The sequence below is a fragment of the Cupriavidus sp. 01L46 genome, assembly GCF_056399905.1.
Map to the genome: position 1 here is coordinate 1 of NZ_JBFTSF010000128.1, position 25,392 is coordinate 25,392.

Genomic DNA, 25,392 nt, shown 5'->3' on the forward strand with positions numbered 1-25,392 from the left:
TCGAAATGGTTGCGATAGTCGGCAAGGATTTCGTCGATCTCAGCTGGCGTAAGGCCTTGCAAGGTGCTGCGGATTTTCCGCAAGAACTCTTCCTTATTCATTGGTGACTCCGAGGATGGAATTGACTGAGGCAATGAAGTGCTGCCACTCCTGTTTCTGAGAAAGTAGAGACGACAAACCTGCTTCCGTAAGGCAGTAGTATTTTCGCGAAGGCCCGCTAGCCGACTCCTGCTGGTAGGTTTTGACCAACCCGTCGGTCTGAAGCCTGCGCATTAGCGGGTAGATCGTTCCTTCGCCCATGTCGACTGCCTGCGCAAGATTCCGCGCAAGGTCATAGGCGTAGCTATCACCCTTGGCGAGCAAGGCGAGGACGCAGAGGTCAAGTACGCCTTTCTTCAGCTGAGTTGAGATGTGATCGGCCATGGCCTGCTTACTCTATGTTCAAGTACGGTATAGCTTATAACAAGCTATCTTGTATTGCACGTTACATGGCAAAAAATTGTTTGTACGTCGCCACGCAGCGAGACTTAACGCGCTACTTTTTTTCCGAATTCTGAGACGACCCCGGAATGGACCACGTGTGCCACGCCACCGTCGGCATCAGCGCGGCACTCAAGGTCGGAGCCACCGCACGGCTTCCCGCCTGGCGCTTCAACGCGACCCGCTTGATCCGGGAGCATGGAAATCTTGACCTGGCTGGAAAACGTGAGTGCCTCACCAGCGCGATACGCGAGGCCGCACGCAACATGATGCAAGTGCCAATCCCTGAGTTGGCAATGCGCAGCGAGGCCTCGCTTGTCGGGGCGCGCAACACCAAGCGCACCGGACGGGACATCTGACGGGCTGCGACGAGCCGACCTTGACTTCATCCCCGCCCGGGTAGATTGGATGCGCGTTCATGACCCAGGTGCTTCCGATACGGGCCCACTCCCCCGACTCAACCTCTTCGACGACGCTCGCGCATCCGCCGCACAATCAATAGCGCGCCCGTTGTTGTTGATGGCCTACTCCGCCATTACTTTGTGAAGTGGGCCTTGTCGCGGAGGCCATGGAATCGGTGACCCGCCGGGAAAAGCAATGCGCCCCGCTGTCACCGCTCAATGATTCATCGGCAAGGCCACCGCCCCGCGCTTATGCGCGAAGCTGGCGGCCGCGAACGCCAGACCGTCCCGGTCCAGCGACGCCAGCKCCATCGCGTCCTGCTCGGCACAGCCGGCGCGCAGCGCCGTTCCATGCGGGTCGACCAGGAATGCGCCACGCGCGGCGGCGTCGGCGTACACGCTGGCCAGCAGGCGCTCGACGCGGCGCCCGCGCTCTAGGTCCGCGCCATGCGGGGCCACTTGCCCTGGCAGCGCATTGCTCCCCTGCGGCACGCGGCGCCGCGCACGCCCGGCCGCCAGCGCAGCGCGTGCCAGATCGAGCTGCCGCAGCAATTCAGCAATAGGTGGATAAGCGCCATCGCGCTCGACCACCACCGTCAGCGCGTGTGGCACGCGAGCCGCGAGTTCGGCCAGCAAGCCAAAGACTGCCTCCGGCGGATCGTGCAGATGATCGTCCAGCAAGCGCCGGCCAGTCGCCGCCGGATTGCCGATCCAGCGCCCGCCAGCCAGGTGCACGCAGCGCACACGGGCCAGCGGCAGCGTGCGCAGCCGGGCAAGCGGGTCCTGCCCGAAGTTGAGCGCGTTGGCGTGGAGGTTGTGCAAATCCAGCAAGAGCGTGGCGTCCGCCGCTTCGGCAATCGCGCCGAGCCAGCCGCTTTCGTCCAGCGTGGAGACCGGCGGATCGATCAGCGTGGCGATGTTCTCGAGCATGGGCAGGCTGCCCACCACGCGGCGCGCTTCCCGCAGGTTGCGCAAAGTACCTTCAACCGTGGCGGCAGTGCGAGGCGGCGCCGCCAGGTGGCCGATCTCGATACCCCCCGCGCGCACGAATGCCAGGTGCTCCGACCACCCCAGCGGCCGTACCTTGTCCACCAGCCGCGCCATGGCCTGCAACCGMACCGGCTGCACTGGCCACGCCGAGGCCAGGCCCATGCCCACCCCGTGAAGCAGCACCGGCACCTGGCGCGCCAGAGTGGCAAGCGCACGCCATTGTGCGGGCGGACGGTCGAACCAGCCATCCGCGATCACCTCCAGCACGTCGATGCGGTCAAGATGGTGCTGGATGCCAGCCACCAGTTCCGGTCGCCAGCCCAGCCCGACGCGGTCCGCCGGCATGGCGCCGTCAGTCGCCACCGCCGCCTCCGCAGCCCCCGCAGCCGCTACCCCCGCCGCTATCACCACTGTCACTGCTACTGCTGCAAGCGCTGCTGCAGCCACCGCTGTTGTCCGGTTGATTCTCGTCCTTGACAGACAGCGGCCCGAGGGGAAACAACGTGCGCACGTATGGGAAAACGGCCAGCGGCAGCGCCTCGAGGCCAAACACCGCCGCCAGCCAGGTGGCATCGGGGTCCTGGCCGCCAGGCCTGAGCCTACGCGAACGCAGGCTGCCGAACAGCACACGCTGGTCCGCCAGGAAGCGCTCGCCGGCCRGTGTGAGACGTTGCGGATCTGGCATTAGGAACACCCAGAAGACGCCCGCGAGAATGATCAGCAGCCACACGTTATAGTGACCATGCAACAGCGCGTGGACCACCTTGAAGCCTGCCACGCCCAGCAGCAAAGCCAGTGCGCACCAGTAGGCCGCGGGCTTGCTGTCGTCATCCGGTGTCAGCAGTCCAGCCTTGCGCAGCGCCGACTGGTAATCCACCGTGGCCTGGCGCGGCCACGGCTTGTTCTCAAGCAGCTGCCGCGTCGGCTGCGGGATTCGGCAGGTTGTCAGCGCCGCGCGCTCGAGTGGACGCCGGGCGAGTTCGACGGCACCTTTCGTGCAGAGCTTGATGCCGGATATCTCCAGCAAGCCGCGATCGATCAGGGAAAACAACACGGCCCGTTTCGCCTCCCCCTCGCCGCCGCGCAGGTAAGCCACGCAATATGGATCCGCGGTCAGCGGCCCGAGTGGGGCCGTCGCCGGGTAACGCCAGGGCGCACGCAGCCAGCGGCGCAAGCCAAACGCCACCATCAGGCCAAAGACCACATAGAATGCAAGAAACGCCTGGCCGGGCCAGCTAAATGGATTCAGCGGATTGGCCAGCGTCATGCACCGAGCTCCGCGCGCATGCGCCCGGCCATGTCGATGACGGTGAGCAAGAGGACTTCTCCTTCTCCCGGCGCCAGGGCCCCGCCTTCCCGCAAGCCAGAGAAGCGCGTCAGCGCGGCGCTGGCGGCAGCATTGCTCCAGCCATCCACGACCCGTTGCAGGGCTGCCTTAGGCGACGCCACCGCTTCACCCCGCAGGGACAGCAAGGCAGCGGCGCTGGCGCGCAACGGGCCCGTGGCGTCCGCCAGCAAGGCCGGGAGTTGTTCCTCGCGCGCAGCGCGAGTGGCATAGGCATTGCGCCACCGCAGGATCATGTTCAGAAGCAACTGCTTCAGGTGGCCGGCGATCACGTCCGGGCCGATCGCGACACCTGCGAAAGGATCGTCGCCGTACGCCACCCGATGGCGACGCAGCACGTCGAAGAATTTGACGGGGAAGGCCTGCGCCGCCGCCTCGATCTCATCCTCCAGCAGGAACATCGCATCCAGCCGAACCGCTGCATGCAGCGCGCGCAGGGTATCGCGCAACGCATCGATCCGCACGGGCTCGAATCGGTGCAGCACCACCAGCACGTTGATATCGGACCGYGCGCGCACCGCGTCTTCGGCGGCGGAGCCATATAGCACGATGGCACGCAGGCTGTCGCCCAGGGCGGTCCGCGCCGCCCCGACAAAGCTTTCCATGGCCATATTGGTACGCTGCTGGCTGAGTGTGTCGATCACGATGACCCCGTCTTTATCGGTATTGTTCTGCGCTGTGAATAATACGTGAAAGTGTCAAAAAAGGTAGATACGGCAAATCGATCACAAGGCTTTCGAAAATAAAAAAACGCCCCACCGGAACCGCTTGGGAGATCTGCATGGCTGTCAAGCGCGACTGCCATAGTAACGACGCGCCGATCCTAGCGGAATGGCACGTTCGCCGCCAGACACTGCCGGTCGCTAGCGACCTCGTTTTCTCACTGAGGGCCAGCGGCGGGCCGATCACTGATATAAGCCTTAGCAAGATTGTGCGAGCGGCGCTCTTGGCCAACGAATTCGAAGACGAAGACATGAGCCCGCGGGTGCTGCGCAACACGTACTGCCGGCGTCAGCTACTTGCCGGCCGCACTGCTTGGGCTGGCCGGCACGCGCACCTGCGATCGAATCGGAGCTACCATCGGTGCGCAGTTGTAATTGTTGGTTTCACCCAGTCGCACACACCGCATGAAATTTGCTATTCTCTCGAACGCCTCCACGGCGACATTTCAACGAGTAACCAAACCACAGAAGAATCCATGGCAACCAAAGCGAAAGCTGTCGTAAAGACCCCGGCCAAGCCGGCAGCCAAGAAGGCAGCGGCACCGGCAAAGAAAGCCGCAGCGGCCGCACCGGTAGCGAAACCGCTGAAGGAAACCTTCACCAAGGCGAGCTTGCTGGCCCACCTGGTCGCCCAGACCGAGCTGGACGCTAAGACCGTCAAGACCGTGCTGGCCCACCTGGAAAACACCGTCCTGAGCGCGGTGCACAAGAAGGGCGCGGGCGAGTTTACGCTCCCTGGCCTGCTCAAGGTCACCGCCCTGCAAGTGGCGGCAACCAAGAAGCGCTTCGGCAAGAACCCGTTCACCGGCGAAGATCAGTGGTTCGCAGCAAAGCCCGCCACCGTCAAGGTGAAGGTCCGCCCGCTGAAGAAACTGAAGGACGCCGCGCTGTAAGGCGTACTGACCCGCTGAACGAATGGAGCCCGCGAGGCTCCATTTTTATGTATGCCCGGCCGGCAAAAGAACAGGCCCTTGCATGGCGGTCCGACGGACGGGCGCAGGGTAGATTCAACACAAGCAGGCGGCTGAGATCGGCCAGTAAGGGCCGTTCACCGCTTCTACGTGGTTGTCTGCATTTCCCGGCACAACGGACGTAGTCGTGTGCGCCAGCTTCTGACATGGATGGCGGCGCGCGTCGGGTCTCGTATCGAGAACGCGGCGCGCGCCACAGCGCCCTCAACCCCCTGCAACGCTCCCGCGTACCCCTTCGACCAGCACCTCTGTCACCTCTTCGGAAAAACTCATGCGTCGGCCATCGATCAGCACGCGATTCTCATGCTCAGGATCGCGCACTGCCTTCGGAACGCCACGCTCCATCAACGCGCGGGCGCAGCCGACCCAATCGGGGCGCTCCCCCGCCAGACGGCTCATTCCCGGACGCCCATCCCAACGTGCCGAGCACATCGGAGCCATAGCCATGTGTCTCGCGCCAGTTCGATCCATGATCCAGCAAAAACGCTGTCAAATCGACGTCGCCGCGAAACACGGCGTGATTGAGCGCGGTTGCATCCCAGTCTCCTCCGCGCGCGTCGAGGGGCCAACCGAGCTCGACCATGACTTTTGCCGCAGCGCTCGAACCCCACGCCACGGCATCCGGGAGCAGTCGAAGCTGGTCCGCAGGTAGAGATCGGGGCAGTTCGGGATGTTGTGTCTGAATGCGTCGTGCTTCTGTCGCGTCGGCGCGCGCACACGCGGATACAAAGTCCTCACTGACCGTGAGCGTTTCCTCGGCGCCGGCTACACGCAGTTGCGCCGCAACGTCTGGCATGCCGACCTGCATTGCAAGCCGATAGGCGCTCACGCCCGCCGCGGTTTTAGCCTTCGCGTCCGCTCCCGCCGCAAGTAGCGCTGCGATGTGGCGCGGCGACCTGCGCAGAGCGATCGCACGCAAGAGGGGCGTGCCCCAGGCTTTCAGGCCCTCGGGGGCCGACTCGTTCGCATCGCCGCCGTGCGCAAGCAGCAGCTCGAGCGCAACCGCATCCGGCATGTCGAGCGCGCGCCACAACGCATTGGTCCCGGTCACCTGAGTGCCGTGCCGCAACAGCAATCTCGTGCAGTCCGGATTTTCGAGCGAGTGGTAGAGCGACTCGCCGTCGTTCGGGTCGGCTCCGGCGCTCAACAGCATCTCAGTGAGCACCGGATCACGGGCTACGCCAGCCGCACCATAGAGCGCCGACAGCGGTTCAGTCTCAATGGGCGCCGCCAAAGAGGCGGGAGGAAGCCGATTGGCGACGTGCTGGTTCGGGTCGGCGCCGGAATCAAGAAGCGCACGCGCACATTCACGCAGCCGCTCCGCAAACTCGGGCACCAGTGCGAGGTTTGAGTGAGTGACGGCAACAAGAGGCAGTAGATTCAGCGCACCACCGGCCTGATGGATCCAGTCAGGATCCGCTGCCATCGCGCGCGACACCGCTTTCCGGTGCCCTGCGGCACAAGCAACGTACGGGTCGGCGTCGAGCATGTCTGGATGCTCCACCAGGAGCCTCACCGCAACGCGCGGCCGCGCAGCAACGTAGGTGCCCGTCACATCGGGACCATAGACAAGTCCCAGCCAGCGTCGAATCAACGCCCCCTGTTCGCGACGTGCAAAGGTACTGGCTTCCACGAACGCACTAAGGTCCGCCCACGAGGTGAATCCATATTCGCGCGCGAGGCAGGACTGCGCGTCATGCAGGTGCAGAGCAGACACCTTTACTTCCGTGTGGGTACGATTCGCGACTGCGGGGAGGTACTGGGTGAATCGTGCGATCGCTCCGGCATCGCCAGTGCGATAGAGGCGCAGCAGGTCTTTCGCCTGCTTTTTCAAATGATCGAGATTGGCCTGAGCAGGCAGTTTTTCCATAAGTTCCTCGTGCATTCAATGGCCGAGGGTCCGCAACACTGCCAGCACAAAGGATGGGAAACATGCTGATTCGCCATGACAGGTGGGTTCAACCCTTTCCGCGGACCCGGAAGCGGCCTGCACCGCAACTTGGGATGATATGTGGGTACGAGCCAGAGCGTCAACTGTGGGAGCCATGCTGCGCGGGACTGCCGATGTCTAATGCGAACCGGACATTTGACAGGGACCGCGCGAACGTCTCAGAAGGGTGTCGACTACGGCCGACCGCCCCTCGCTTCCCGACGCCCCTTACCGGCCACGAACGGTCATCCGCCCGGTGTGTACCACTGGCGGAAATGCCACGGCTTCCGGCCATTCGGCCGCGGGTTACGTCCGGGCAACGCTAGTGAAGCGAGCGTGCCGATTGCGGTGATCAGCATACGCGCCGGCCGCGCGCGAACGGCACGACATGGCGATGGTGGACGCCGACACCGCAGTCCGGTAACGTTGTTCAGGAGACCTCCCGCCGTTCACGATCGAGATAGTCCTCGATGATCGCGGGAGCCTCCGCGAGACGGCCTCGCAGGAGCGGCACGGCTTGGTCGGCGAAGTCGCGAACGGTGCCAGCCCGCGAAGGCTGACCGCGGAACAGCATATGAACCAGCAGCGGCTCAAGAGAGTAGCCGGGAGCACGATCGTCAGACTTCCGGCCTGCACATGCTCGGCCGCCTGGTGGAGACGACACGTCCAATGCCGTTCCCGCGGAGCACCGCCTCCATCGCTGCACCCTGTTGCTCACTTGCCGCCAGTGACATCGAGGAACGTGCCGGTGATGAAGGAAGCCTCGGCGCTTGCTAGCCATAGGATCGCCTGCGCAACCTCTGCAGGTTGACCGCCTCTTCCCATGGGGATCGAGTCTTTGACGCGATCCACCCGTCCCGGCTCTCCGCCGCTAGCATGCATGTCAGTGTAGATGTGCCCAGGGCGAACGCAGTTGACGCGTATCCCATCCCGCGCGACTTCTTTGGCAAAACCGATAGTGAAAGTCTCAACGGCGCCCTTCGACGCAGCGTAGTCGACATATTCGTTTGGACTGCCGAGCCGGGCCGCTCCCGATGAGATGTTGATCACGGCGCCGCCCCGCCCATTGTGACGATACGACATCCGCTTCACTGCTTGCTGTGCACAGAGGATAGGGCCGATCGAGTTGACCGCGAAGATACGCCGCATCCGCTCGAATTCGAGATCCTCTAGTCGAGATTGCTGTGCAAGTACTGCGGCGTTGTTAACAAGTACATCGATCCGGCCGAACTCCCGGTCGATCGCGGCGAATAATTGAGCGACCTGCTCTGGATCCGCGCTATCTGCGCGCACGGGTAGAGCCCGGCGCCCAACAGCTTCTACATCAGCCGCCACCGCAAGGGCGGCAGACTCGTCGGAGACGAAGCTGATCGCTATATCGTAACCTCGTGCGGCAGCAAGCCGCGCAGTCGCTGCGCCTATGCCACGACCTCCACCTGTTATCAGAATTAGCGGCGCCTGCGGGACGTTATTCATTTAGCGAACCTTCATGTGGTGGTGGAAAAATAATTTAGGGCTGGGACCGACTGAATGCTGGCGGCTCATTGGCGGCTTTGGCCGATCCACCTCAACACAGACAGACACAACACTAACTATAGTGTGATGTAAAGGGTATGGAGCCTCCTTCGCATGAGATCGTCCGGCCGCTTACCGCGGATTCTCGCCGAATTTCGAGTCTGACCGCATTCAGTCGACCCACTCGGTCAAGTGATGACGCACGGGAAACGAATGATGCGCTTCAGATCATGTCAAAGTCCAAGACAAACCGCTCCGGCCGCGACGACCATGCAGGCGAGCCAGCGCGTTCCACTGACCGCTTCCCGCAGAAACACCCGCCCGATCAGCACCGCGAACACCACGCTGGTCTCGCGCAACGCCGATACCGCGCCCATCGCGCGCGACTGCAGCGCCCAGATTACGATGCCATACGCCGCGATCGACACCAGGGCGCCGATGAGCGACGAGCCGACCGACAGCGGCTCAGCACGTACCGGTGTCCATAGCGGCGCGAGCCCACGCACCGCGACGAACAGCACCGGCATCAGCCAATAGAACAGGAACATCCACGCTGTGTAGGTGAGCGGTTGGCCGTTGGACAACCTCACGCCGATGCCGTCGATCACGGTGTAGAGCGCAATCGTCGCGCCGGTCGTCAGCGCGGCCAGCGCACCTGCGCGCGACGCGTGATGCCCCTGCAGCGCGATCGCGATGATGCCGCCCGATATCGTCGCGATCCCGAGAGCGTGGAAGGGGCTGATCGCCTCATGCGCGAAGAGCGCCGCGCCGAGTGTGATGAGCAGCGGCGATGAGCCGCGCGCGATCGGATATGCCAGCGCCAGGTCGTTGCGGCGATACGACCGCACAAGGCTCACGTTGTAGAAGATGTGCACGATCCCCGATGCGACGATGTAGGGCCAGGAGGCTCTGGCCGGCCAAGGATTGAACAGGACGACGAGCGTAGAGACCATCGCTATGGCGATGCTCATCCACGTCATGGACAAGAACCGATCGCGGTTGCCGTGCAGCATCGCGTTCCAGCTCGCGTGGAGCATGGCAGCAAAGAGCACGACACCGCCGGTATAACTGAGCATGGGGGTTTCTGGCAGGAAGGGGAACGGGAGATATCATCAGCGGTGCAATAAGAAGGATATCTATCTTGTAGCGGTCCAGCAAACCAGATAAATTGACGAATCGCGTTAGAAAAACTCTTGCAAATGAAACGGGTATTGCCCCCCCTCAATGCCTTGCGGGCCTTCGAGGCTGCGGGCCGGCTCGGCAGCTTCAAGGAAGCCGCCGCAGAGTTGCACGTGACTCACGGAGCGGTGAGCCAGCACGTGCGCCTGCTCGAGGAGTGGCTTGGCGCATCGTTGTTTGAACGGCACAACCGGCGCGTGAAGCTGACACCGGCGGCGAAGGCCTATCTGGAGGAAATCGGCCCCTTGTTCGAACAGCTCTCGCAGGCAACCGCGAGATACGGTGTGCCCGAAACGGCCTCCCGGACACTGTCAGTGAACGCGCCCGCGACATTCACGTTGCGCTGGCTGGTGCCGAGGCTGGCGAAATTCCGCGCTGAGCATCCCGACGTGGAGGTCAAGGTGGAGACGTCAAACGGGCCGTTGGAGAGTCTGAAAGAAAACTATGACATCATCATCCGGGGTGGGCCGGACACGTTCTACGGCTACTCGATGCAGTCTTTCCTGTCCGAGGAGAGGCTTCCGGTCTGTAGTCCGGCGCTTTTGCAGCGAGTGCCGCTTCGATTGCCAGGCGACTTGCGACAGCACACGTTGCTGCACACCTCGAGTCTTCCGCGGCTTTGGCCTGACTGGCTGGCGAGCGCACAGATTCCTGCCCTGAGGCCGGCTGCCACTTTGACCTTCGACCACTTCTATCTGACCTTGCAGGCTGCCATCGACGGAATCGGCATCGCGATGGGGCCGACTGCGCTGGTATCCGACGATCTCGCCGTTGGCCGGCTTGTCGCACCGTTCGCCGGTCCTCGTCTGCCGTCGCGCAGCTATTGCACTTACGTTCCGGATGAGAAGTTTGGCGATTTACTGGTCGTGCTGTTCCGTTCATGGCTCAAGCGCGAGGGGATGTGTTCATGAACGGAGACGGCCGCTTAGTCGTGAGCTCACTGAGCGCTATCGGAATGGAAGCAATTGCGAACGGGGTTGCTCGCATGGACGCGACTTCAGTTTGCGGTTTGACTCGACGCGCGTCTAGCTTTCGAAGGTCCGCTGATAGCTGATACCTGGTCGTTCCGATGACCTGGCCGGGTGACCGTTCCGGGCCGCTATCGGCCCCTCGACTCGGGAGCGACCGTTCCCGGCTGCGGATACCGGTCGATGCAACAATATGCGATGTAGCCATTCGGTAAGCGTCCGACGCCAACCGTGTAGACGCGATCGCCGCAGTTGACCGACCATTCGCGTGATGTGCATGTGACTGGATCGTGCCCGCGATAGGCGATCATGGACACTATCCCTCCAATTCATCAAGCTGATCATCCAGCGCCCTTGATGCGCAAGGGCGCGCCTCGACGATCCTACCCGTTAGATTTCAAGCTCGCTGTACTCGAACAGACTCGCGTTTCGGGTGCTTCGGTTGCGGTAGTGGCGCGTGAGAACGGGATCAACGCGAATGTCGTCTTCGGGTGGCGCAAGTTGCTACGGGAAGGCCGTCTCATACCTGGTTCGGCGGAACTGACCACGCTGGTACCGGTAGTCGTTACGGATCCGGCCGCTTCAGAATTGACTAGTCCGCCGAGCAATGCTGTGGCCGACGCTCGCTTTGGCGGTGTCATTCGCATCGAACTGGCGCGCGGCACGGTGAGCGTTCAGGGTAGCGTCGACGCCGACGCGCTTCGGACTGTCATGCAATGTCTGAGTCGTTGATCGGTCCTCCACCAAGCACGCGTATCTGGATCGCAGCCGGGTTCACAGACATGCGGTGCGGCTTCGACGGACTTGCAGCAAAGGTGCAAACGATCCTTCACAAGTATCCCTTCTCGGGACACGTGTTTGTCTTCAGGGGCCGGCGTGGCGACTTGCTAAAATGCCTCTATTGGCGAGACGGCGGCCTGTGTCTGTTCGCGAAACGACTGGAGCATGGCCGCTTCGCCTGGCCACAAGCCGACGGCGGCATCGCCGCGCTCACAAGCGCTCAACTCGGCCTACTCTTAGAAGGATTCGACTGGCGTCAGCCGATTGATGCCGCCCGCCCGCGCAGTGCTTTGTAAACGTCTGTGACAGCGCGGGAATCACACTGTCCGTGCGCATAAACTAGGCGCATGACATCCGGAAACGCTTCTCTCCCAGACGACATCGATGCTTTGAAAGCACTCGTGCTCGGCCAGATCGGAATTCGCTAAGCGTGCTGTCTGGCGCAGGCCGCCGATGTAGCCATCGGCCAACCTCTATGCTCCGGAGGACGGAAACCGGCCATTTTCGGACTCTCGCTTATCCAGTCCGAACGTCCGCCTCGCGGCCGGCAACGGACTTCCCAGATCGTCACGCTGGTTCTCACGCCGCGCGCTTGCGTCCTCTTTCGGTCAGATCATCCAGCACTTTGAGCGTCACCGCGTGACGCTCTACTGCGACGCTGTTCGGTCGCCACCGCCGTCCAGCAAGCGTCCTTCGACTGGTATCGATCCGCTAATGACCTCTCAGCAACAAGATCCAATTGGCATAGACGGCAGTGGGGTGAACGATGTTTGTTGCACAACGTTCACCGGATTGAAGTATCGGTGCGCCGTAGATCAGTTCAATTGCACCACGCGCGATATAGCCTGACGAACGAAGGTAAGCAGCGCCTCATCAGCCCAGGTTCCGATCATGAGATCAGGCTCATTCTCCAGCGCCTTGCGGAATTTTAGCTGTGTACCTGGGTCATCTCCTGCGTAGCTTCTGAAGAGATCGAGCCAGCGCCGCGCAAGCTCAGCCCCTTGCGGTGAATCAGGCGAGATGCCTGCATCGATCGCATCTCGAACGTCGGCCATCAATTGGGGCCACTCCATCGCCCGCTTGCCGTAATTCGCGCGCATGAAGCGAATCTCGTCAGGCGACAGGTATCTTTCGTAGATCAGCATTTTTGATTCCGAGAATGCCCGAAGCACGTAGTCGCGCAGCGCCAAAGAGATCCCGATGTGGGCCTGCAGCGACGGTTCGTTGTCGTGCATATGGTTTAGCTTTGCGGCCAACCGTGGATCGCCACTTGTGTCGCGTACAAGCATCGTCATCCATCGGATCGCTAACTCGCGAGTCTTTTCGTGCTCCGGCGGTTTCCCACTTTCCATCAGCGCCCGTACCTGCTCAACAAGATCGCTCCATCCCGCCTCCGCTTCCGGGTCATTGCGGTACACAGGCAGGCGGGCAAGTTCATCTTGAGAGAAATATTTTTCGTACATGGTCATCAACTCCAACGTAGTGAGCCAATCGGCTAGCTCCGGCTCCTCTCCGTCCATCAGCGTGCCTCGCAATCGCTTCAGATGATCGCGCAGACGCGCAGCCTGCTCGATCTGCTGATCAAGTGTTGCTATTTGCCGTTCGACGATGGATGTGAGTGGGATATCCGGCTGATCCAAACAAGCGCCGATTTCGGTGAGCGAGAGACCAAAACTACGCAATGCCAGGATCAGGTGAAGCCGGGCAACGTCGTTGCGGTCATACAGGCGGTAGCCGTTATCGGCGCGCGCCGAAGACGTGAGAAGACCGACTGCATCATAGTGGTGCAGCGTACGAACCGTGAGTCCACTGCGTTTCGCCAGTTCTCCCACTTTCAAAAACATGCGAGCCTCCGTTAAAGTGCGCACGATGGAGGCTAAGACCTTACGCTACGTGAGGGTCAAGAGGAAAGAGCTATGCCGCTCTACGGTCGACTATGCAGCGTCTCCACCTCAACGCCCCTTACCCGCGGCCTCCGGATCCGGTGTTCGATAGCCAGGCCGGCTCCGCCACTGTCGTCGCGCTCGGTAGTTCAACGCTCTAATGCGGACATCGAACTCGTGCAGGTAACTGACGCTCATGGGTCCGGCAATCGTCAATGGCCGGCGTCGATCCTCTAACGACGAGCCGACGGTGGAGTTCGGCCATTTAGGGCCCTTCGCCGGACTCGTGGCCCGGACATTCCGGAGACCGTCTTATCCAGCAAACGTTCACTCAATCGCCAAGCGCCGGCGGACGATGGGGCGGGCCGCTCCGCCCTCCCAACCCCTGCGTCGTACGCGGTTCCGGAGGACTCGATCTGTCGCTCGTGCGCCCGGCTTCGGTTTGGGATTCAGTATGAGTATCCACATCCGCGTCTATGGATGGAGCGCGTCCACGCCCAGCCGCCGTCCCTGTCGGACTAGTTGCCCTACGCGCGCCGACCACCCGTCCTGGCGTCGAGGCAAAACCGGCGCTTCTCGCTCCGTGTGCTTACCGGCGTTGGCCAGGTAGCGCCGCTAGCAATCCGCCCGCATGGTGGCAGGCTTCATCCCAAAGGGCGCGCGTCAGTGCCCCGGCGTCATCCTCGCGTGCAAGTGCTGCCGCTTCGCCAGACCATAGGAGCGACAAATCGCCCTTCCCCGCCTTCTCGAAGACGGTACGCACCGGATCGATCGCTCCTGTCGCGCGCGGAAATGCCGGGGCCTCGGAATTCATTGGCCCCAGTTCTCGCATCAACCGCGTCATCAGCCCGCGCGCCGGCCGGCCCGTGTAAAGGTTAGTAAGGCGCGTCATGTYGTCACGCCCTGCCCGTATCGCCGCTCGATGTAATTCAGACCGGCCGGCCTGGTGCGTCAGGAGGTAGGCCGTGCCCAATTGGACAGCGCTGGCGCCAAGCGCGAACGCAGCCGCGATGCCGCGGCCATCGGCAATGGCACCGGCTGCAATCACCGGGACCTTCACCGAGTCCACCACCTGCGGCAACAGCGCGAAGAGGCCCGGCTGGGCGCTGATGTCGTCAGTCAGGAACATACCACGATGGCCGCCGGCTTCCACGCCTTGCGCAATCACGGCATCGACGCCTCTCGCCTCCAGCCAGCGCGCCTCTTCGACCGTGGTGGCCGACGACAGGATCATTGCGCCAGTGGCACGCACCCGCGACAGCAGGCTTTCCTTCGGCAAGCCGAAATGAAAGCTCACCACCGCCGGTCGCATCTCTTCCAGCACCTCGCACATAGCCTCATTGAACGGTGCCCTGCCAGCCCCGCGCTGTGCGGCGGATAGGCTCAGGCCGGCTTCCTCGTAGTACGTCGCCAGCCGCGACAGCCATCGCGCCTCACYCTCATCATCCACCGCGGGCGGCGTGTGGCAAAAGAAATTGACGTTGTACGGGGCGGAAGTGGCCGCACGGATGGCCTGGATCTGCTCGCGAAGCTGCTCCGCATCGAGGGCCGCGCATGCTAGCGAACCGAGACCGCCTGCTTTACTAACGGCAATCACCAGCGGACTCAGCGAGCCCACCATCGGCGCCTGAATGATGGGAAGACGGGACGGAAGCATAATCATAGTTCTCCGCGGCTAGTKAATCGATCGATCCAGTAGCGCATTATGCCCGATCCGATGTCACGACCGACCTACCCCTCGGGGCCTCAGGGCTGTTCAGATTTTGCCGAATAGGATGACTGCTGTACTCGAGAAGCGGCCGAATTGATGGTGACTGAGCGACCGTCCGTTCAGGGTTCAGCTTTCGGCCGTTCGCAAGGCTGCAATCGGACGACCGCTCATCGGCCGACGCCGACGTTCGGCCTTACCCAATCCAATGGCTGAGAAGGGTCGATTCTGCTGAAAAACTCGGCATCACGGAACGTCGGCACCTATCCTTGAGATCATCGTTCGACGAGGGTTTCGCCATGATGGGTCAGCAAGTTGGATCGCAGGATAGGCTCTTCTACTCGTCCAACCTTGATGACCATGTGCCCCGTAGGCTTTGCTGTCGACGCGAGCATCATCAAGGCAGACGCAAATCGCTCCCGAGGCGTGGCGGGAACGGAGATCATCGATTGGAACCAAGGCGAAGGCCCTAGCCGCGCCGTTCGCGAATACCTTGCTGCGCTGGATGAGGTCAATCAAATCAAGGACGACGCAGCGCCCGAGGCAGAGCCTACGATCCCACCGAAAAGCATCTCGTTGACTGATCCGGCATCGCGCTGGACCGCAGCACCCGGTGGCCCTGCCTTCTTTGCTTACTCAACCAACTACCTGATCGACCTGCACGCGGGAATCATCCTGGACGTCGAGGCCACCCCCGCGCATCGGACCGCAGAGGTGGAGTCAACGAAGACGATGATCAACAGAGTCGAAGAACGCCTTGCTCTTAAACCTCAGCGTCTTGCCGGCGATACCGCCTATGGGACCGCGCCAATGCTCTGGGGGATGGTCGAAGAGAAAGCGATCGCGCCTCATGTTCCAGTCTGGGACAAGACCCGTCGCGACGATGACACGTTTCCGAGAGAGGACTTCCGTTGGGACGAGCAAACCAATGAGTATCGCTGCCCTGGTGACAACGCTCTGCGCAGCGATTGGCGTGCATATACGAACCCACGCACTCACAYCACGAAGGCCGACACCGTCATCTATCGATCCAGCCAGCATGACTGTGCTGGGTGCGCGATGAAGAATCAATGCTGCCCAAACATGCCATTCCGCAAGATCGCACGCAGCGTCCACGAGAACGCGCGTGACGTGGCACGGAAGCTCTCGGCGACACCGGAGTTCAAGCGGTCGCGCAGGGAACGAAAGAAGGTCCAAATGCTATTTGCTCATCTAAAACGAATCCTGAAGCTGGATCGCTTGCGGCTACGAGGGCTAGCTGGGGCACAGGACGAGTTCTTACTAGCAGCAACAGCGCAAAATCTGCGACGAATGGCAAAGCGGTTGATGCCGTTCGGTGAAGATATGAATGCGATAGCGGCTTAGCCGCGATGCACCGGGTCGGAAGACCCTCGAAGCTCGGGCGCCGCAGATCAACGCGAGCCCCACCGGAAGCGGACGCCTATCTCGATCGATATCCAAACCGAGTTTTTCAACAGAATCGGTCGGAAGCGGTAGTTCGTCCACGGCCGGCGTAACCCCGGCCTTCCATTTCGCCCGTTCGGTGGCTAGAACAAGCCAGCCGGCTCAGCAGCACGATCCCAGTTGTAAATGATGATCTCGCGCCGCACAGCCAGCATGTCGGCCCCTCCCACCTGGTAGTTGATATCTAGCGTGTAATTACTGCTGCGCCTGATTCAGCGTGTCGCGGACGACGTTGTAAGCGTCGATGCGGGCATTGGCGTCGCGGATCCCGCGGTCGCCGTCTCGGGCGATGGCATCGAGAACTGCTGCAGCCTCTGGAGCAAGTTCGACTCGCGCTTCACCAACTCCGCCGGCAGCGCCGGGAACTGCAGCGGCGCCTATCAGGCCGGCGTGCGCTCCCGGAACTGGGTGAAGGTCAAGCGGCCTGGAGCGGTGTCGGCGCAGCGGTTCTACAGATCAGGGAGTCGTAGGCCACGCTCGCAGGCGTACCTCATTCTCCAGATACACCTTCCGTTTTCCTTGCTCCGCGACGCCACCCTTCATCCGAGGGGTATTGAAATTGCTGCGATGCACCACAATCAAAACCGGCTACAGATTGACCCCCGTTGCCAGTCCTCAAGGGTGTAGGCGCTTTCACCCTGCCGCCTACACCCCTTTTTCGCGCCTTCAGGCGGCTGCCATCTACTTCGGCCACGCCTCCACCGTCGCCCGGTGCCGCGCAGCGCAATCCCCCTGCGCACCCAGCACAGCACCCAGCACCGGTMCCATAACCCACTCCTGCCACGCATCATAATCGGCCACCACCGGCGTCTCCGGAACCTAACACGGCGCCCCACGATCCTTCGCCCCTAACCGCACGGATTGATGAACGCCGCCGCGGCGCCACGCGAGCTACGGGCGAAGGCTGCTTGGCTGCCGAGTAGCCTGGCGAACATACCCGCCACGAGAGTTATGTTCTCCCGAACCTAACTCCACTAGAGTGACGCTGGGCAAACGCGATTGCCCCGCATTCCCTTGAGCACCCGCCCCCTCCCGGCCGCGGGTGCTTTTTTATAGACGCAATGTACGCAAGTCGGACGATGCCCTAAGGCACCCTCCTGCCGGCGCGCCTACAACGGAAGCACCGCTCCACTGGACGAACCATGCCCACGCGCGCGCCAGCGCCGAAGCTGGCCGAACGCTCCCCCATGCTGCTGTCGGAGCAGAAAGCCGTCCCGCGCGGCGGCTGGCATTTCGAGATCAAGTACAAATACGTACCTTCCGCTGTTGCGTCTCTTCCAACGTTGCCGCCATGCGGCGGGCGTTGCGTGTGGGAAACGGGGGTGTTGCGATCGACTCAAAGCAACTTTCGACCAATTGCGGACGTTGACTGATGCGTCAGGATCTTGCACCGCTTGTCGGGTTTACTACGACGGTACAGTTACTACACTTGGTATGGGTCGCTGAAGTCGGGTGCGCGGCCCTCTCAATTACTTCCACGTACTACACGCTGCACACATTGTTCGTGCGGCGTGCTCGTCTCGCTGGTCAAACAGGAGGATGCAATCATGCAAACTGTTATAAGGAGATTTTCCGGAAAGGGTGCAAAGGAGTTGTTCGATCTGCTGGAGACGCACACGGCTGAGGTCGAAGAACTGATGCGTTCGGTCAAAGGCTTTGTCGGCTACACCCTCGCACGCAGCGGCGATGGCGGATTCTCGGTGACTGTTTGCCAGGACAAGGCAGGCACTGACGAAAGCGTGCAGAAAGCGAAGGACTGGATCGCGAAAAACGCCGGAAGCACGGGCGTGGGCGCGCCGGAGATATCGGAGGGATCGGTCCTCATTCACCTGAAGTAACTTTGCCTTGCGACTGGCAGCGCGTGAGTTTAGCGGGCGGATTGGGACCTACGCAATTGGCCTCACCGTCCACTCCTCACGCCCACGTCTTGCCTGGTTCGTCCAGACCTGCCTTTTTGCAGATCCTCCGGGCTCGTCACAATGCGGCACTTCTGGCTCTCGTGCCTCCTGACATGCACCTCTGTACTATTCCGAAAAGCGGAGCTGGCAATCTGTTTTCTTCTTCATCGAGCGGCGAGTCGCAAACAAGCTGACACACGCGACTCATGTCAAACGTTGACCGGTTGAATCCGCAGTCGGCATCAGCCACCACATCGTCGGTGCGGAACTACCGATGCTGCTGCGGCGCGTGAGCAGCGCGGAGCCGGGTATCGTGCTCGAGATGCGAGTCTGCACGTCGCGGGAAATCCTTGATGACTTCGATCGCGGCACGCTCGACGCCGCCATCGTCCTGCGCCATGACAACCGGCGCCTCGATGGCGAAACGATCCTGGAGGAGACCTTCGGCTGGATGGCCGCGCCGGACTTCACGCATTGTCCTGGTGAGCCCTTGCGTCTGGCGACACAGGCGCAGCCATGCAGCGTGCGCAGCATGGCCATCGACGCCTTGGACCAGGCCGGCGTTGCTTGGACGGAGGTCTTTGTCGGCGGCGGGATCATCACGATCGGCGCGGCGGTGTCGGCCGGCCTCGCGGTAGCCGCGCTCGGTCGCCGTGTCGCACCGCCAGGGACAACAGCCGTGGGGCCTCAATTCGGCTTTCCGGCCTTGCCGACGCGCGATGTGGTGCTCCACGCGAATGCGACGGACACGCAAGCCCGAGGCGCGCTCCGCACGCTGAGTGCAGCGATACGGTCGACGACCCGGACTTGACCCGCGGCTTCGCGCCTAGCCTCTTCGCGTCCCGGATGCCGCGCCAAGCCCCACGCTACGCCGCGCGGTTCGCCGGCGCCTGCGCGAAGTCGCACGGCGCCAGTTCAGCGGCGATCACTCGGTCGAACGCATCGAGCAACACGTCGGATGTCAGGCCGAACGGCCCCGCAGGGAAACCGAATTCACCAGACTGCGAGTCCTTACAAATCTAAGGGTTGGAAACATATCACGTGGCCGGCGACGCCAACGAGGGGCCAAAATAACTAGACTGAGCAGGATTCCCTGCGCGAACTCGTTAGACTGAGCCACCTTACCGTTTCCAGGCGCGAGAGGTCGATTCCAATTAAAGACGGCGTCGTCCTGATGCGCCTCACCGCACAGCAAACGCGATAGCAAAGAGAAATTCCTTCGTTCACGGCGCGGCGAGCTGTACCTAAACTCGATGGCTATCGCTATCATCCCATCCTGCCGTCMCCCCATGAACCGTCGCGATTTCCTTGCTGCTTCCACATTATTCTCCATCGGCGTACCGTTCTCGGCGGACGTCCTCGCGGACGCTGCCGCTGCCCAGGGCTCTCCGGTTCGCGGCGGCGTGCTCAACGTGGCGGTATCACCCGAGCCGACGCTGCTGACGTCCGCGTTCATCACCACGATGAACATCGGGCAGGTGTCCAGMAAGGTGCTGGAAGGACTGGTGTCCTACGACCTGAACCTGCGCCCCGTGCCCGCTCTGGCAACGTCATGGAAGACCTCCGCCGATGGCCTGACCACGACTTTCCAGCTGCGCAAAAACGTCAAGTGGCATGACGGCAAGGACTTTTCCGCCGCCGATGTGCAGTACACATTGCTGGAAGTCTGGAAAAAGCTCCACCCGTTTGGCCGCGCGGCCTTTGCCAACGTCACGGCCGTCGATACGCCCGATCCGCATACGGTCATCATTCGCCTGTCGTCGCCTGCACCCTACCTGATCAACTACATCAATACGTACGGCGCGCAGATCCTGCCGCGCCACCTCTACGAGGGCAAGGACGTGTTGAGCAACCCGCTGAACAATGCGCCCGTGGGCACCGGCCCGTTCGTGTTCAAGGAGTGGGTCAAGGGCAGCCACGTGCGGCTGGAGCGAAATCCGAACTACTGGCAGAAGGACCAGCCGTACCTGGACGGCGTGGTCTTCAAGTTCATCCCCGATGCCGCGGCGCGCACTGTAGCGCTCGAAGCCGGCGAGATCGATGTCGCGCTCGGCTCCAGCATTCCGCTGTCGAACCTGGGCCGCTTCCAGGATAAGCAGCGCTACCGCATCAACACCGACGACGGCCGCTACCTGGCCACAATCTTCCTGACGCAGTTCAACGTCCGCAAGCCGCACTTCACGGACCGGCGCGTGCGACAGGCGCTGGCTTACGCCATCGACCGCAACGCCCTGCTCAAGGTGGTGTTCCTGGGCTACGGTAAGCCTGCCACGGGGCCCGTACCGTCTTCGGTGGTCAACTACTACTCACCCGATACGCGCCAGTATCCGTTCGACGTCAAGAAGGCCGCCGCGCTGCTGGACGAAGCCGGCTACAAGCCAGGCAAGGACGGCAAGCGGCTGCGCATCACGCTGGACTACGATGGCGGCGGCGGGGTCACTGCTAGCCGGCCGGCGGAGTTCATCAAGCAATCACTGGCACGCGTGGGCATCGACGTGGAACTTCGCGCTGGGGACACTGCCACGTACCTGCGTCGCGTATTCACCGACCAGGACTACGACCTGATGATCTCCAGCCTGCACCGGCTGCCGGATCCCACGCTCGGCGTGCAGCGGTTGTTCTGGACGAAGAACATCATCAAGGGCGCGCCGTGGACCAACGGCTCGGGCTACTCGAATCCGGAGCTTGACCGCCTCATGGAGGCCGCCGGGCGCGAGGCCGACGAGGGCAAGCGCAAGGCGCTGATCAAGCAATGGCAGCAGATCGTGCAGGACGACGTGCCGGTACTCGATCTCGTGGAGCAGACATGGGTCACGGTCTCCACGGCCCGCTTCCGCAAGGCCACCGCGCAGGGCGACGGCCTGTTCGCATCGTATGCCGATKCATGGCTGACACCCCGGGCCTGAGCGATGCGCCGCCATATCGCCCTTGCCTTCCTGCGCCAGCGCCTGCTGCAGGTGGTGCCCGTGGTRGTGGGCATCGCCTTGATGAACTTCGTTATCCTGCAGCTGGCACCCGGGGATGTGGTCGACGTGCTGGCTGGCGAGGCCGGTGCCGCGACACCCGAGACCATGGCCCAGCTGCGCGCCAGCTTCGGCCTCGATCAACCGCTGTGGCTGCAGCTCGTGCGCTACCTCGGGCAGATCGCCACCCTCGACCTCGGCTTCTCGTACCGGCAGAACATGCCGGTGTTCGACCTGATCATGAGCCGCCTGCCGGCCACGCTGGTGCTGATGGCAATGGCCATGGCGATTGCACTGGTGCTCGGGGTGGGCCTGGGTGTGCTGTCCGCCGTGCGCGTGCGTCGCTGGCCAGATTGGCTGGTGTCGCTAGGCACGCTCGTCGCCTATGCCATGCCCACGTTCTGGCTTGGCCTGATGGCCATCGTCCTGTTCTCGGCACGGCTGCATTGGCTGCCGTCGGGGGGCATGACCGATGTCAGCGCCGCGTACACGGGACTGGCCTGGCTGCGCGACGTGGCGCTGCACGCCATCCTGCCCGCCTGCACGCTGGCCACGTTCTACCTGGCCGTGTACACCCGGCTGGTACGCACCGCGATRCTGGAGCTTGACGGTGCCGACTTCGTGCGCACGGCGCGCGCCAAGGGGGCAGGCGAAATCCGCGTGACCGTGGTACATGCACTGCGCAACGCCTTGCTGCCGCTGGTCACGATGGCCGGCTATCAGGTGGCGTCGCTGCTGAGCGGTGCGGTGCTGGTGGAGTCAGTGTTCAGCTGGCCGGGCCTGGGCAGGCTGGCTTTCGAATCGGTGCTGGCACGCGATTTCAACCTGCTGCTGGGCATCCTGCTGCTGAGTTCGCTGCTGGTTACCGTTGTGAATATCCTTGTGGACCTGCTCTACGCAGCCATCGACCCGCGCGTTTCGGTAGCGGGCTCCGGGAGCCGCGCATGAACGCGCCGGCTGCGCTTCGGCGCCGGTGGATACCCACGCGTACCGTGCCGCGCGCGCTCTGGCGTGCCGCGAGTGCGCATCCGTCGATCACGCTTGGTGCCCTGCTGATGCTGGCGGTGGCGCTCGTCGCCATTGCCGGGCCCCTCGTCTTTCCCGGCGACCCGTGGGACATGGCTGGCCCGCCGATGCTGTGGCCCGGCGACGATCCCGCGTATCCGCTCGGCACCGATTTCATGGGACGGGACCTGGCCACCGGCGTGGCGGCGGGGGCGCGCGTGTCGCTGCTGATCGGGCTCGTCAGCACGGTCTTGGCAGCGTCGCTTGGCATCACCGTGGGCGCACTCGGCGGCTATTTTGGTGGACGCGTCGACACGACGCTGATGCGCCTGACCGAGGTCTTCCAGACCGTGCCAAAGTTCGTACTGGCGGTGGTCCTCGTTGCGATCTTCAAGCCATCGGTGACCACCGTGGTGGTGGCTATCGGCGTCGTGTCATGGCCCGCGACGGCCCGGCTGGTCCGCGCCGAGTTCTTGTCGCTGCGAGGGCGCGAGTTCGTACTGGCAGCCGAAAGCATCGGCATGAGCCATCTGCGCATCATCATCACCCAGATCCTGCCCAATGCGCTGCCGCCGGTGATCGCCATGGCCACGCTGACCGTGGCCACCGCCATCCAGACAGAAGCCTCGCTGGCGTTTCTGGGCCTGGGCGACCCCAACGTGATGAGCTGGGGCACCATCATCGGCGGCGGCCGCGAGCAGGTGGCCGATGCCTGGTACATCTGCGGCCTGCCCGGCTTTGCCATCGTCCTGACGGTGCTCGCGTTCAACCTGATCGGTGACGGGCTGAACGACGCGCTGAATCCCCATCTACGCCAACGACGGAGCTGACCCATGACGCTGCTCGATGTACGCGCCCTGCGCGCCAGCTTCGACACGCCTGACGGACCGGTCGCGGCGCTGCACGACGTCTCGCTGACCATCAACCGTGGCGAGACCCTGGCCCTGGTTGGCGAAAGCGGCTCCGGCAAATCGGTCACCGCGTGCGCGCTGCTGCGGCTGCTGCCGCGTCGCGTGGCGCGTACCAGTGGCCAGGCGTTGCTGGATGGCACCGATCTGCTTTCGCTGGGTGACAGCGCCATGCAGGCCATCCGTGGCGACCGCATTGCCATGATCTTCCAGGAGCCGATGTCGGCCCTGAATCCCGTGATGCGAATCGGCGACCAGATCGCCGAGACCATCCGCCTGCATCGCCGCGTTAGCCGTGCGGAAGCCGCACAGCGCGCAATTGCCCTGCTTGAACAGGTGCGGATGCCATCGCCACGCGAGCGCGCCAACGACTATCCGCACCAGATGTCGGGCGGCATGCGCCAGCGCGCGATGATCGCCATTGCACTGGCCGGCGAGCCCGAACTGCTGATTGCCGATGAACCGACGACGGCGCTGGACGTCACCACGCAGGCTCAGATCCTGAATCTGCTCAAGCGCCTGCAGGCCGAAACGGGCATGGCCATGTTGCTGATCACCCACGACCTGGGCGTGGTCGCCGAGACGGCAGACCGCGCGGCGGTCATGTACGCCGGCCGGATCGTCGAACAGGGTCCGGTCGACGCGCTGCTGACCCACCCCGCACACCCCTACACGGCGGGACTGCTGGCCTCGCTGGCCATCGAGACACTGCCGCCTGGCGCCCRCCTGCCCGAAATTCCGGGCACCGTGCCGCCGCTGACGGCCATGCCGCCCGGCTGCGCCTTTGCGCCGCGCTGTGCCCACGCGCAAGATAGCTGCCGTGCAGCAACGCCCTCGCTTCGGTCCGYCGGCAACAGCCATGTGGCGTGCCACGCGCCACTGGTCCACGTCGTCCGCCGCCCGGTACCGCAAGAGGAGGCCGTCGCATGAACGCCCCGCTGCTGGCGCTCCACGAGGTATCTCGCCACTATCACACGCAGGCCGGCGTCGTTCGCGCGCTCGACCGTGTTTCGCTCGACATCGCTCCCGGCGAGACGCTGGGCCTAGTGGGAGAAAGCGGCTGTGGCAAATCCACGGTTGCACGCGTTGCCATGCGGCTCACGGACGTCGACGAAGGCGAGGTTCGGCTCGACGGCGAAGACATCGCCACGGCGCACGGCCGCGCGCTGCAAGCGGTACGTCCGCGCGTGCAAATGGTGTTCCAAGATCCGGCCGCATCACTCAATCCACGCGCAACCATCGGACAGACCCTTGAGGCTCCGCTCATCGTGCATCGGCGTGGCAACGCCGGGGATCGGCAATCCAGGGTCGCGAACATGCTGCGCGGCGTCGGCCTGCATCCCGATATGGCCAACCGCCATCCCCACGAACTATCCGGCGGACAGCGGCAGCGCGTGGCCATCGCCCGTGCGCTGATGCTGGATCCCGCGCTGATCGTCTGCGACGAGGCGGTGTCGGCACTCGACGTTTCGGTACGCGCGCAGGTACTGAATCTGCTGCTGGACCTGCGCGAAACGCTCGGCATAGCCTACCTGTTCATCTCGCACGACCTGGCGGTGGTGCGGCATATGTCGGACCGCATCGCCGTCATGTACCTCGGCCAAGTCGTAGAACTGGRTCCGCGCGATGCGGTCTGGCACCACACGCTGCATCCGTATACCCGTGCGCTGATGGCGGCGGCGCCCTCGGCCCGCCCGGCAAACCGGCGCCTGCCAAGGGTTGTCATGGAAGGCGAACTGCCCAGCCCGCTCGACCCGCCGTCCGGGTGCCGCTTCCACACCCGATGCGCCCAGGCGACAGACCTCTGCCGGTCGTCCGAGCCAGCCTTGCGGCTTCACGGCGCCGATCACTGGGTGCGCTGCCACCTGGCCTGACACACGCGCGGCGGGAGACGTATCGCGCGGGCAACCCCGGCCTCAACGCATTTCGCCGACCGCGGACTGAATCTCCTGTCTGAGCCACACGGCTGCGGCATCGGCCTGCGTGCGCCGGTTGCGAATCAGTTCGATGTCGAAGGCGGTATCGGCCAGTTCTTCCGGGACTTCAAGGATCTGGACGTCGGGGGAGGCCAGCCGGTGCGCCACCCGCCTGGCAACGGACGCCACCAGGTCGCTGTACGCCACCGCCAGCGGCAATGCCGCGATGTGCGAGAACGTCGCCGCGACACGCCGTTGCCCGCCGAGCTTGTCCAGCCTGCCGTCGACGACCCCGCGCCGCGATCCACTGTCGCCGGGGCCAAACAGCTGCATGAGGCAGTTGCAGATAGGTCGCAAGGTCAATGC

At 63.1% G+C, this 25,392-nt stretch carries 20 protein-coding genes and 3 pseudogenes; 13 read left to right on the plus strand and 10 right to left on the minus strand.

Going from position 1 to position 25,392, the window contains the following annotated elements:
- Positions 1-93: 93 nt before the first annotated feature.
- The gene (locus AC1DS3_RS21850) at positions 94-411 is read right to left on the minus strand and encodes a PadR family transcriptional regulator (RefSeq protein WP_441633190.1); all 318 of its coding nucleotides are present in this window, start codon (positions 409-411) and stop codon (positions 94-96) included.
- Positions 412-569: 158 nt separating this feature from the next.
- Between AC1DS3_RS21850 and AC1DS3_RS21855 the strand changes: the two genes are divergently transcribed.
- Positions 570-839 (plus strand): hypothetical protein, encoded by a 270-nt coding sequence (locus AC1DS3_RS21855; protein ID WP_441633088.1) that lies wholly within the window; start codon positions 570-572, stop codon positions 837-839.
- A gap of 258 nt (positions 840-1,097) precedes the next feature.
- Here the strand turns inward: AC1DS3_RS21855 and AC1DS3_RS21860 are convergent, their stop codons facing one another.
- The 3 genes from AC1DS3_RS21860 to AC1DS3_RS21870 are packed head-to-tail and all read right to left on the minus strand — an operon-like array spanning position 1,098 to position 3,860.
- Positions 1,098-2,234 (minus strand): MbnB/TglH/ChrH family RiPP precursor modification enzyme, encoded by a 1,137-nt coding sequence (locus AC1DS3_RS21860; RefSeq protein WP_477127937.1) that lies wholly within the window; start codon positions 2,232-2,234, stop codon positions 1,098-1,100.
- Positions 2,224-3,138, minus strand: a complete 915-nt coding sequence (locus AC1DS3_RS21865; RefSeq protein WP_477127938.1) for a TIGR04222 domain-containing membrane protein — start codon at positions 3,136-3,138, stop codon at positions 2,224-2,226. The genes AC1DS3_RS21860 and AC1DS3_RS21865 overlap by 11 nt, the downstream gene beginning before the upstream one ends.
- Positions 3,135-3,860 (minus strand): hypothetical protein, encoded by a 726-nt coding sequence (locus AC1DS3_RS21870; RefSeq protein WP_441633094.1) that lies wholly within the window; start codon positions 3,858-3,860, stop codon positions 3,135-3,137. Before AC1DS3_RS21870 ends, AC1DS3_RS21865 begins: the two co-directional genes overlap by 4 nt.
- 554 nt (positions 3,861-4,414) lie before the next feature.
- Here AC1DS3_RS21870 and AC1DS3_RS21875 point away from each other — a divergent pair.
- A complete protein-coding gene (locus AC1DS3_RS21875; RefSeq protein WP_441633192.1) occupies positions 4,415-4,831 on the plus strand; it encodes an HU family DNA-binding protein in 417 nt (138 codons plus the stop codon).
- 282 nt (positions 4,832-5,113) lie between these two features.
- Here AC1DS3_RS21875 and AC1DS3_RS21880 read toward each other — a convergent pair.
- The 3 genes and pseudogenes from AC1DS3_RS21880 to AC1DS3_RS21890 all read right to left on the minus strand — a co-directional run bounded on the left by AC1DS3_RS21880 (position 5,114) and on the right by AC1DS3_RS21890 (position 9,430).
- A pseudogene (locus AC1DS3_RS21880) lies at positions 5,114-6,779 on the minus strand (ankyrin repeat domain-containing protein).
- A gap of 774 nt (positions 6,780-7,553) precedes the next feature.
- Positions 7,554-8,315 (minus strand): SDR family oxidoreductase, encoded by a 762-nt coding sequence (locus AC1DS3_RS21885; RefSeq protein WP_441633096.1) that lies wholly within the window; start codon positions 8,313-8,315, stop codon positions 7,554-7,556.
- Positions 8,316-8,587: 272 nt separating this feature from the next.
- A complete protein-coding gene (locus AC1DS3_RS21890; RefSeq protein ID WP_441633098.1) occupies positions 8,588-9,430 on the minus strand; it encodes an EamA family transporter in 843 nt (280 codons plus the stop codon).
- Positions 9,431-9,553: 123 nt separating this feature from the next.
- Between AC1DS3_RS21890 and gcvA the strand changes: the two genes are divergently transcribed.
- From gcvA to tnpB, 3 genes are all read left to right on the plus strand, one after another.
- Complete coding sequence (gene gcvA / locus AC1DS3_RS21895; protein ID WP_441633100.1) at positions 9,554-10,444, plus strand: transcriptional regulator GcvA; 891 nt, start codon at positions 9,554-9,556, stop codon at positions 10,442-10,444.
- A gap of 366 nt (positions 10,445-10,810) precedes the next feature.
- Positions 10,811-11,233 carry an IS66-like element accessory protein TnpA gene (tnpA, locus tag AC1DS3_RS21900; protein WP_441633101.1) on the plus strand — a complete coding sequence of 141 codons (423 nt, stop codon included), beginning with the start codon at positions 10,811-10,813 and terminating at the stop codon, positions 11,231-11,233.
- Positions 11,218-11,577 carry an IS66 family insertion sequence element accessory protein TnpB gene (gene tnpB / locus AC1DS3_RS21905; RefSeq protein ID WP_441633103.1) on the plus strand — a complete coding sequence of 120 codons (360 nt, stop codon included), beginning with the start codon at positions 11,218-11,220 and terminating at the stop codon, positions 11,575-11,577. The genes tnpA and tnpB overlap by 16 nt, the downstream gene beginning before the upstream one ends.
- Positions 11,578-12,096: 519 nt before the next feature.
- Here tnpB and AC1DS3_RS21910 read toward each other — a convergent pair.
- Entirely contained in the window at positions 12,097-13,125 is a 1,029-nt protein-coding gene (locus AC1DS3_RS21910; protein WP_477109176.1) for a MerR family transcriptional regulator, read from the minus strand.
- 628 nt (positions 13,126-13,753) lie between these two features.
- Positions 13,754-14,827, minus strand: a complete 1,074-nt coding sequence (locus tag AC1DS3_RS21915) for an NAD(P)H-dependent flavin oxidoreductase (RefSeq protein ID WP_477127939.1) — start codon at positions 14,825-14,827, stop codon at positions 13,754-13,756.
- 417 nt (positions 14,828-15,244) lie between these two features.
- On the opposite strand from AC1DS3_RS21915, the pseudogene AC1DS3_RS21920 reads away from it, so the two are divergent.
- From AC1DS3_RS21920 to AC1DS3_RS21955, 8 genes and pseudogenes are all read left to right on the plus strand, one after another.
- A pseudogene (locus tag AC1DS3_RS21920) lies at positions 15,245-16,237 on the plus strand (transposase); the annotation flags it as partial.
- Positions 16,238-17,883: 1,646 nt separating this feature from the next.
- Positions 17,884-18,174: a hypothetical protein gene (locus AC1DS3_RS21925; RefSeq protein WP_441633109.1), complete on the plus strand. Its 291-nt coding sequence runs from the start codon at positions 17,884-17,886 to the stop codon at positions 18,172-18,174.
- A gap of 295 nt (positions 18,175-18,469) precedes the next feature.
- A pseudogene (locus AC1DS3_RS21930) lies at positions 18,470-19,045 on the plus strand (LysR substrate-binding domain-containing protein); the annotation flags it as partial.
- 478 nt (positions 19,046-19,523) lie between these two features.
- Positions 19,524-21,140, plus strand: coding sequence for an ABC transporter substrate-binding protein (locus AC1DS3_RS21935; protein WP_477127940.1), 1,617 nt, complete (start codon positions 19,524-19,526; stop codon positions 21,138-21,140).
- A 3-nt stretch (positions 21,141-21,143) separates the two neighbouring features.
- Entirely contained in the window at positions 21,144-22,145 is a 1,002-nt protein-coding gene (locus AC1DS3_RS21940; protein WP_477127941.1) for an ABC transporter permease, read from the plus strand.
- Positions 22,142-23,032: an ABC transporter permease gene (locus AC1DS3_RS21945; protein WP_441633115.1), complete on the plus strand. Its 891-nt coding sequence runs from the start codon at positions 22,142-22,144 to the stop codon at positions 23,030-23,032. Before AC1DS3_RS21940 ends, AC1DS3_RS21945 begins: the two co-directional genes overlap by 4 nt.
- Positions 23,033-23,035: 3 nt before the next feature.
- Positions 23,036-24,040 carry an ABC transporter ATP-binding protein gene (locus AC1DS3_RS21950; RefSeq protein ID WP_477127942.1) on the plus strand — a complete coding sequence of 335 codons (1,005 nt, stop codon included), beginning with the start codon at positions 23,036-23,038 and terminating at the stop codon, positions 24,038-24,040.
- Positions 24,037-24,984 (plus strand): ABC transporter ATP-binding protein, encoded by a 948-nt coding sequence (locus AC1DS3_RS21955; RefSeq protein ID WP_477127943.1) that lies wholly within the window; start codon positions 24,037-24,039, stop codon positions 24,982-24,984. Before AC1DS3_RS21950 ends, AC1DS3_RS21955 begins: the two co-directional genes overlap by 4 nt.
- A 42-nt stretch (positions 24,985-25,026) precedes the next feature.
- Here AC1DS3_RS21955 and AC1DS3_RS21960 read toward each other — a convergent pair.
- Positions 25,027-25,392 (minus strand): LysR substrate-binding domain-containing protein (locus AC1DS3_RS21960; RefSeq protein ID WP_477127944.1); only part of this gene is annotated, 366 nt, incomplete at its 5' end.

Coding starts and splice junctions, on each gene's coding strand:
- AC1DS3_RS21945 (WP_441633115.1), top strand. CDS start 22,142: ATGAACGCGCCGGCTGCGCTTCGGCGCCGGTGGATACCCACGCGTACC.
- AC1DS3_RS21890 (WP_441633098.1), bottom strand. CDS start 9,430: ATGCTCAGTTATACCGGCGGTGTCGTGCTCTTTGCTGCCATGCTCCAC.
- tnpA (WP_441633101.1), top strand. CDS start 10,811: ATGGACACTATCCCTCCAATTCATCAAGCTGATCATCCAGCGCCCTTG.
- gcvA (WP_441633100.1), top strand. CDS start 9,554: ATGAAACGGGTATTGCCCCCCCTCAATGCCTTGCGGGCCTTCGAGGCT.
- tnpB (WP_441633103.1), top strand. CDS start 11,218: ATGTCTGAGTCGTTGATCGGTCCTCCACCAAGCACGCGTATCTGGATC.
- AC1DS3_RS21910 (WP_477109176.1), bottom strand. CDS start 13,125: ATGTTTTTGAAAGTGGGAGAACTGGCGAAACGCAGTGGACTCACGGTT.
- AC1DS3_RS21885 (WP_441633096.1), bottom strand. CDS start 8,315: ATGAATAACGTCCCGCAGGCGCCGCTAATTCTGATAACAGGTGGAGGT.
- AC1DS3_RS21925 (WP_441633109.1), top strand. CDS start 17,884: ATGCAAACTGTTATAAGGAGATTTTCCGGAAAGGGTGCAAAGGAGTTG.
- AC1DS3_RS21855 (WP_441633088.1), top strand. CDS start 570: ATGGACCACGTGTGCCACGCCACCGTCGGCATCAGCGCGGCACTCAAG.
- AC1DS3_RS21875 (WP_441633192.1), top strand. CDS start 4,415: ATGGCAACCAAAGCGAAAGCTGTCGTAAAGACCCCGGCCAAGCCGGCA.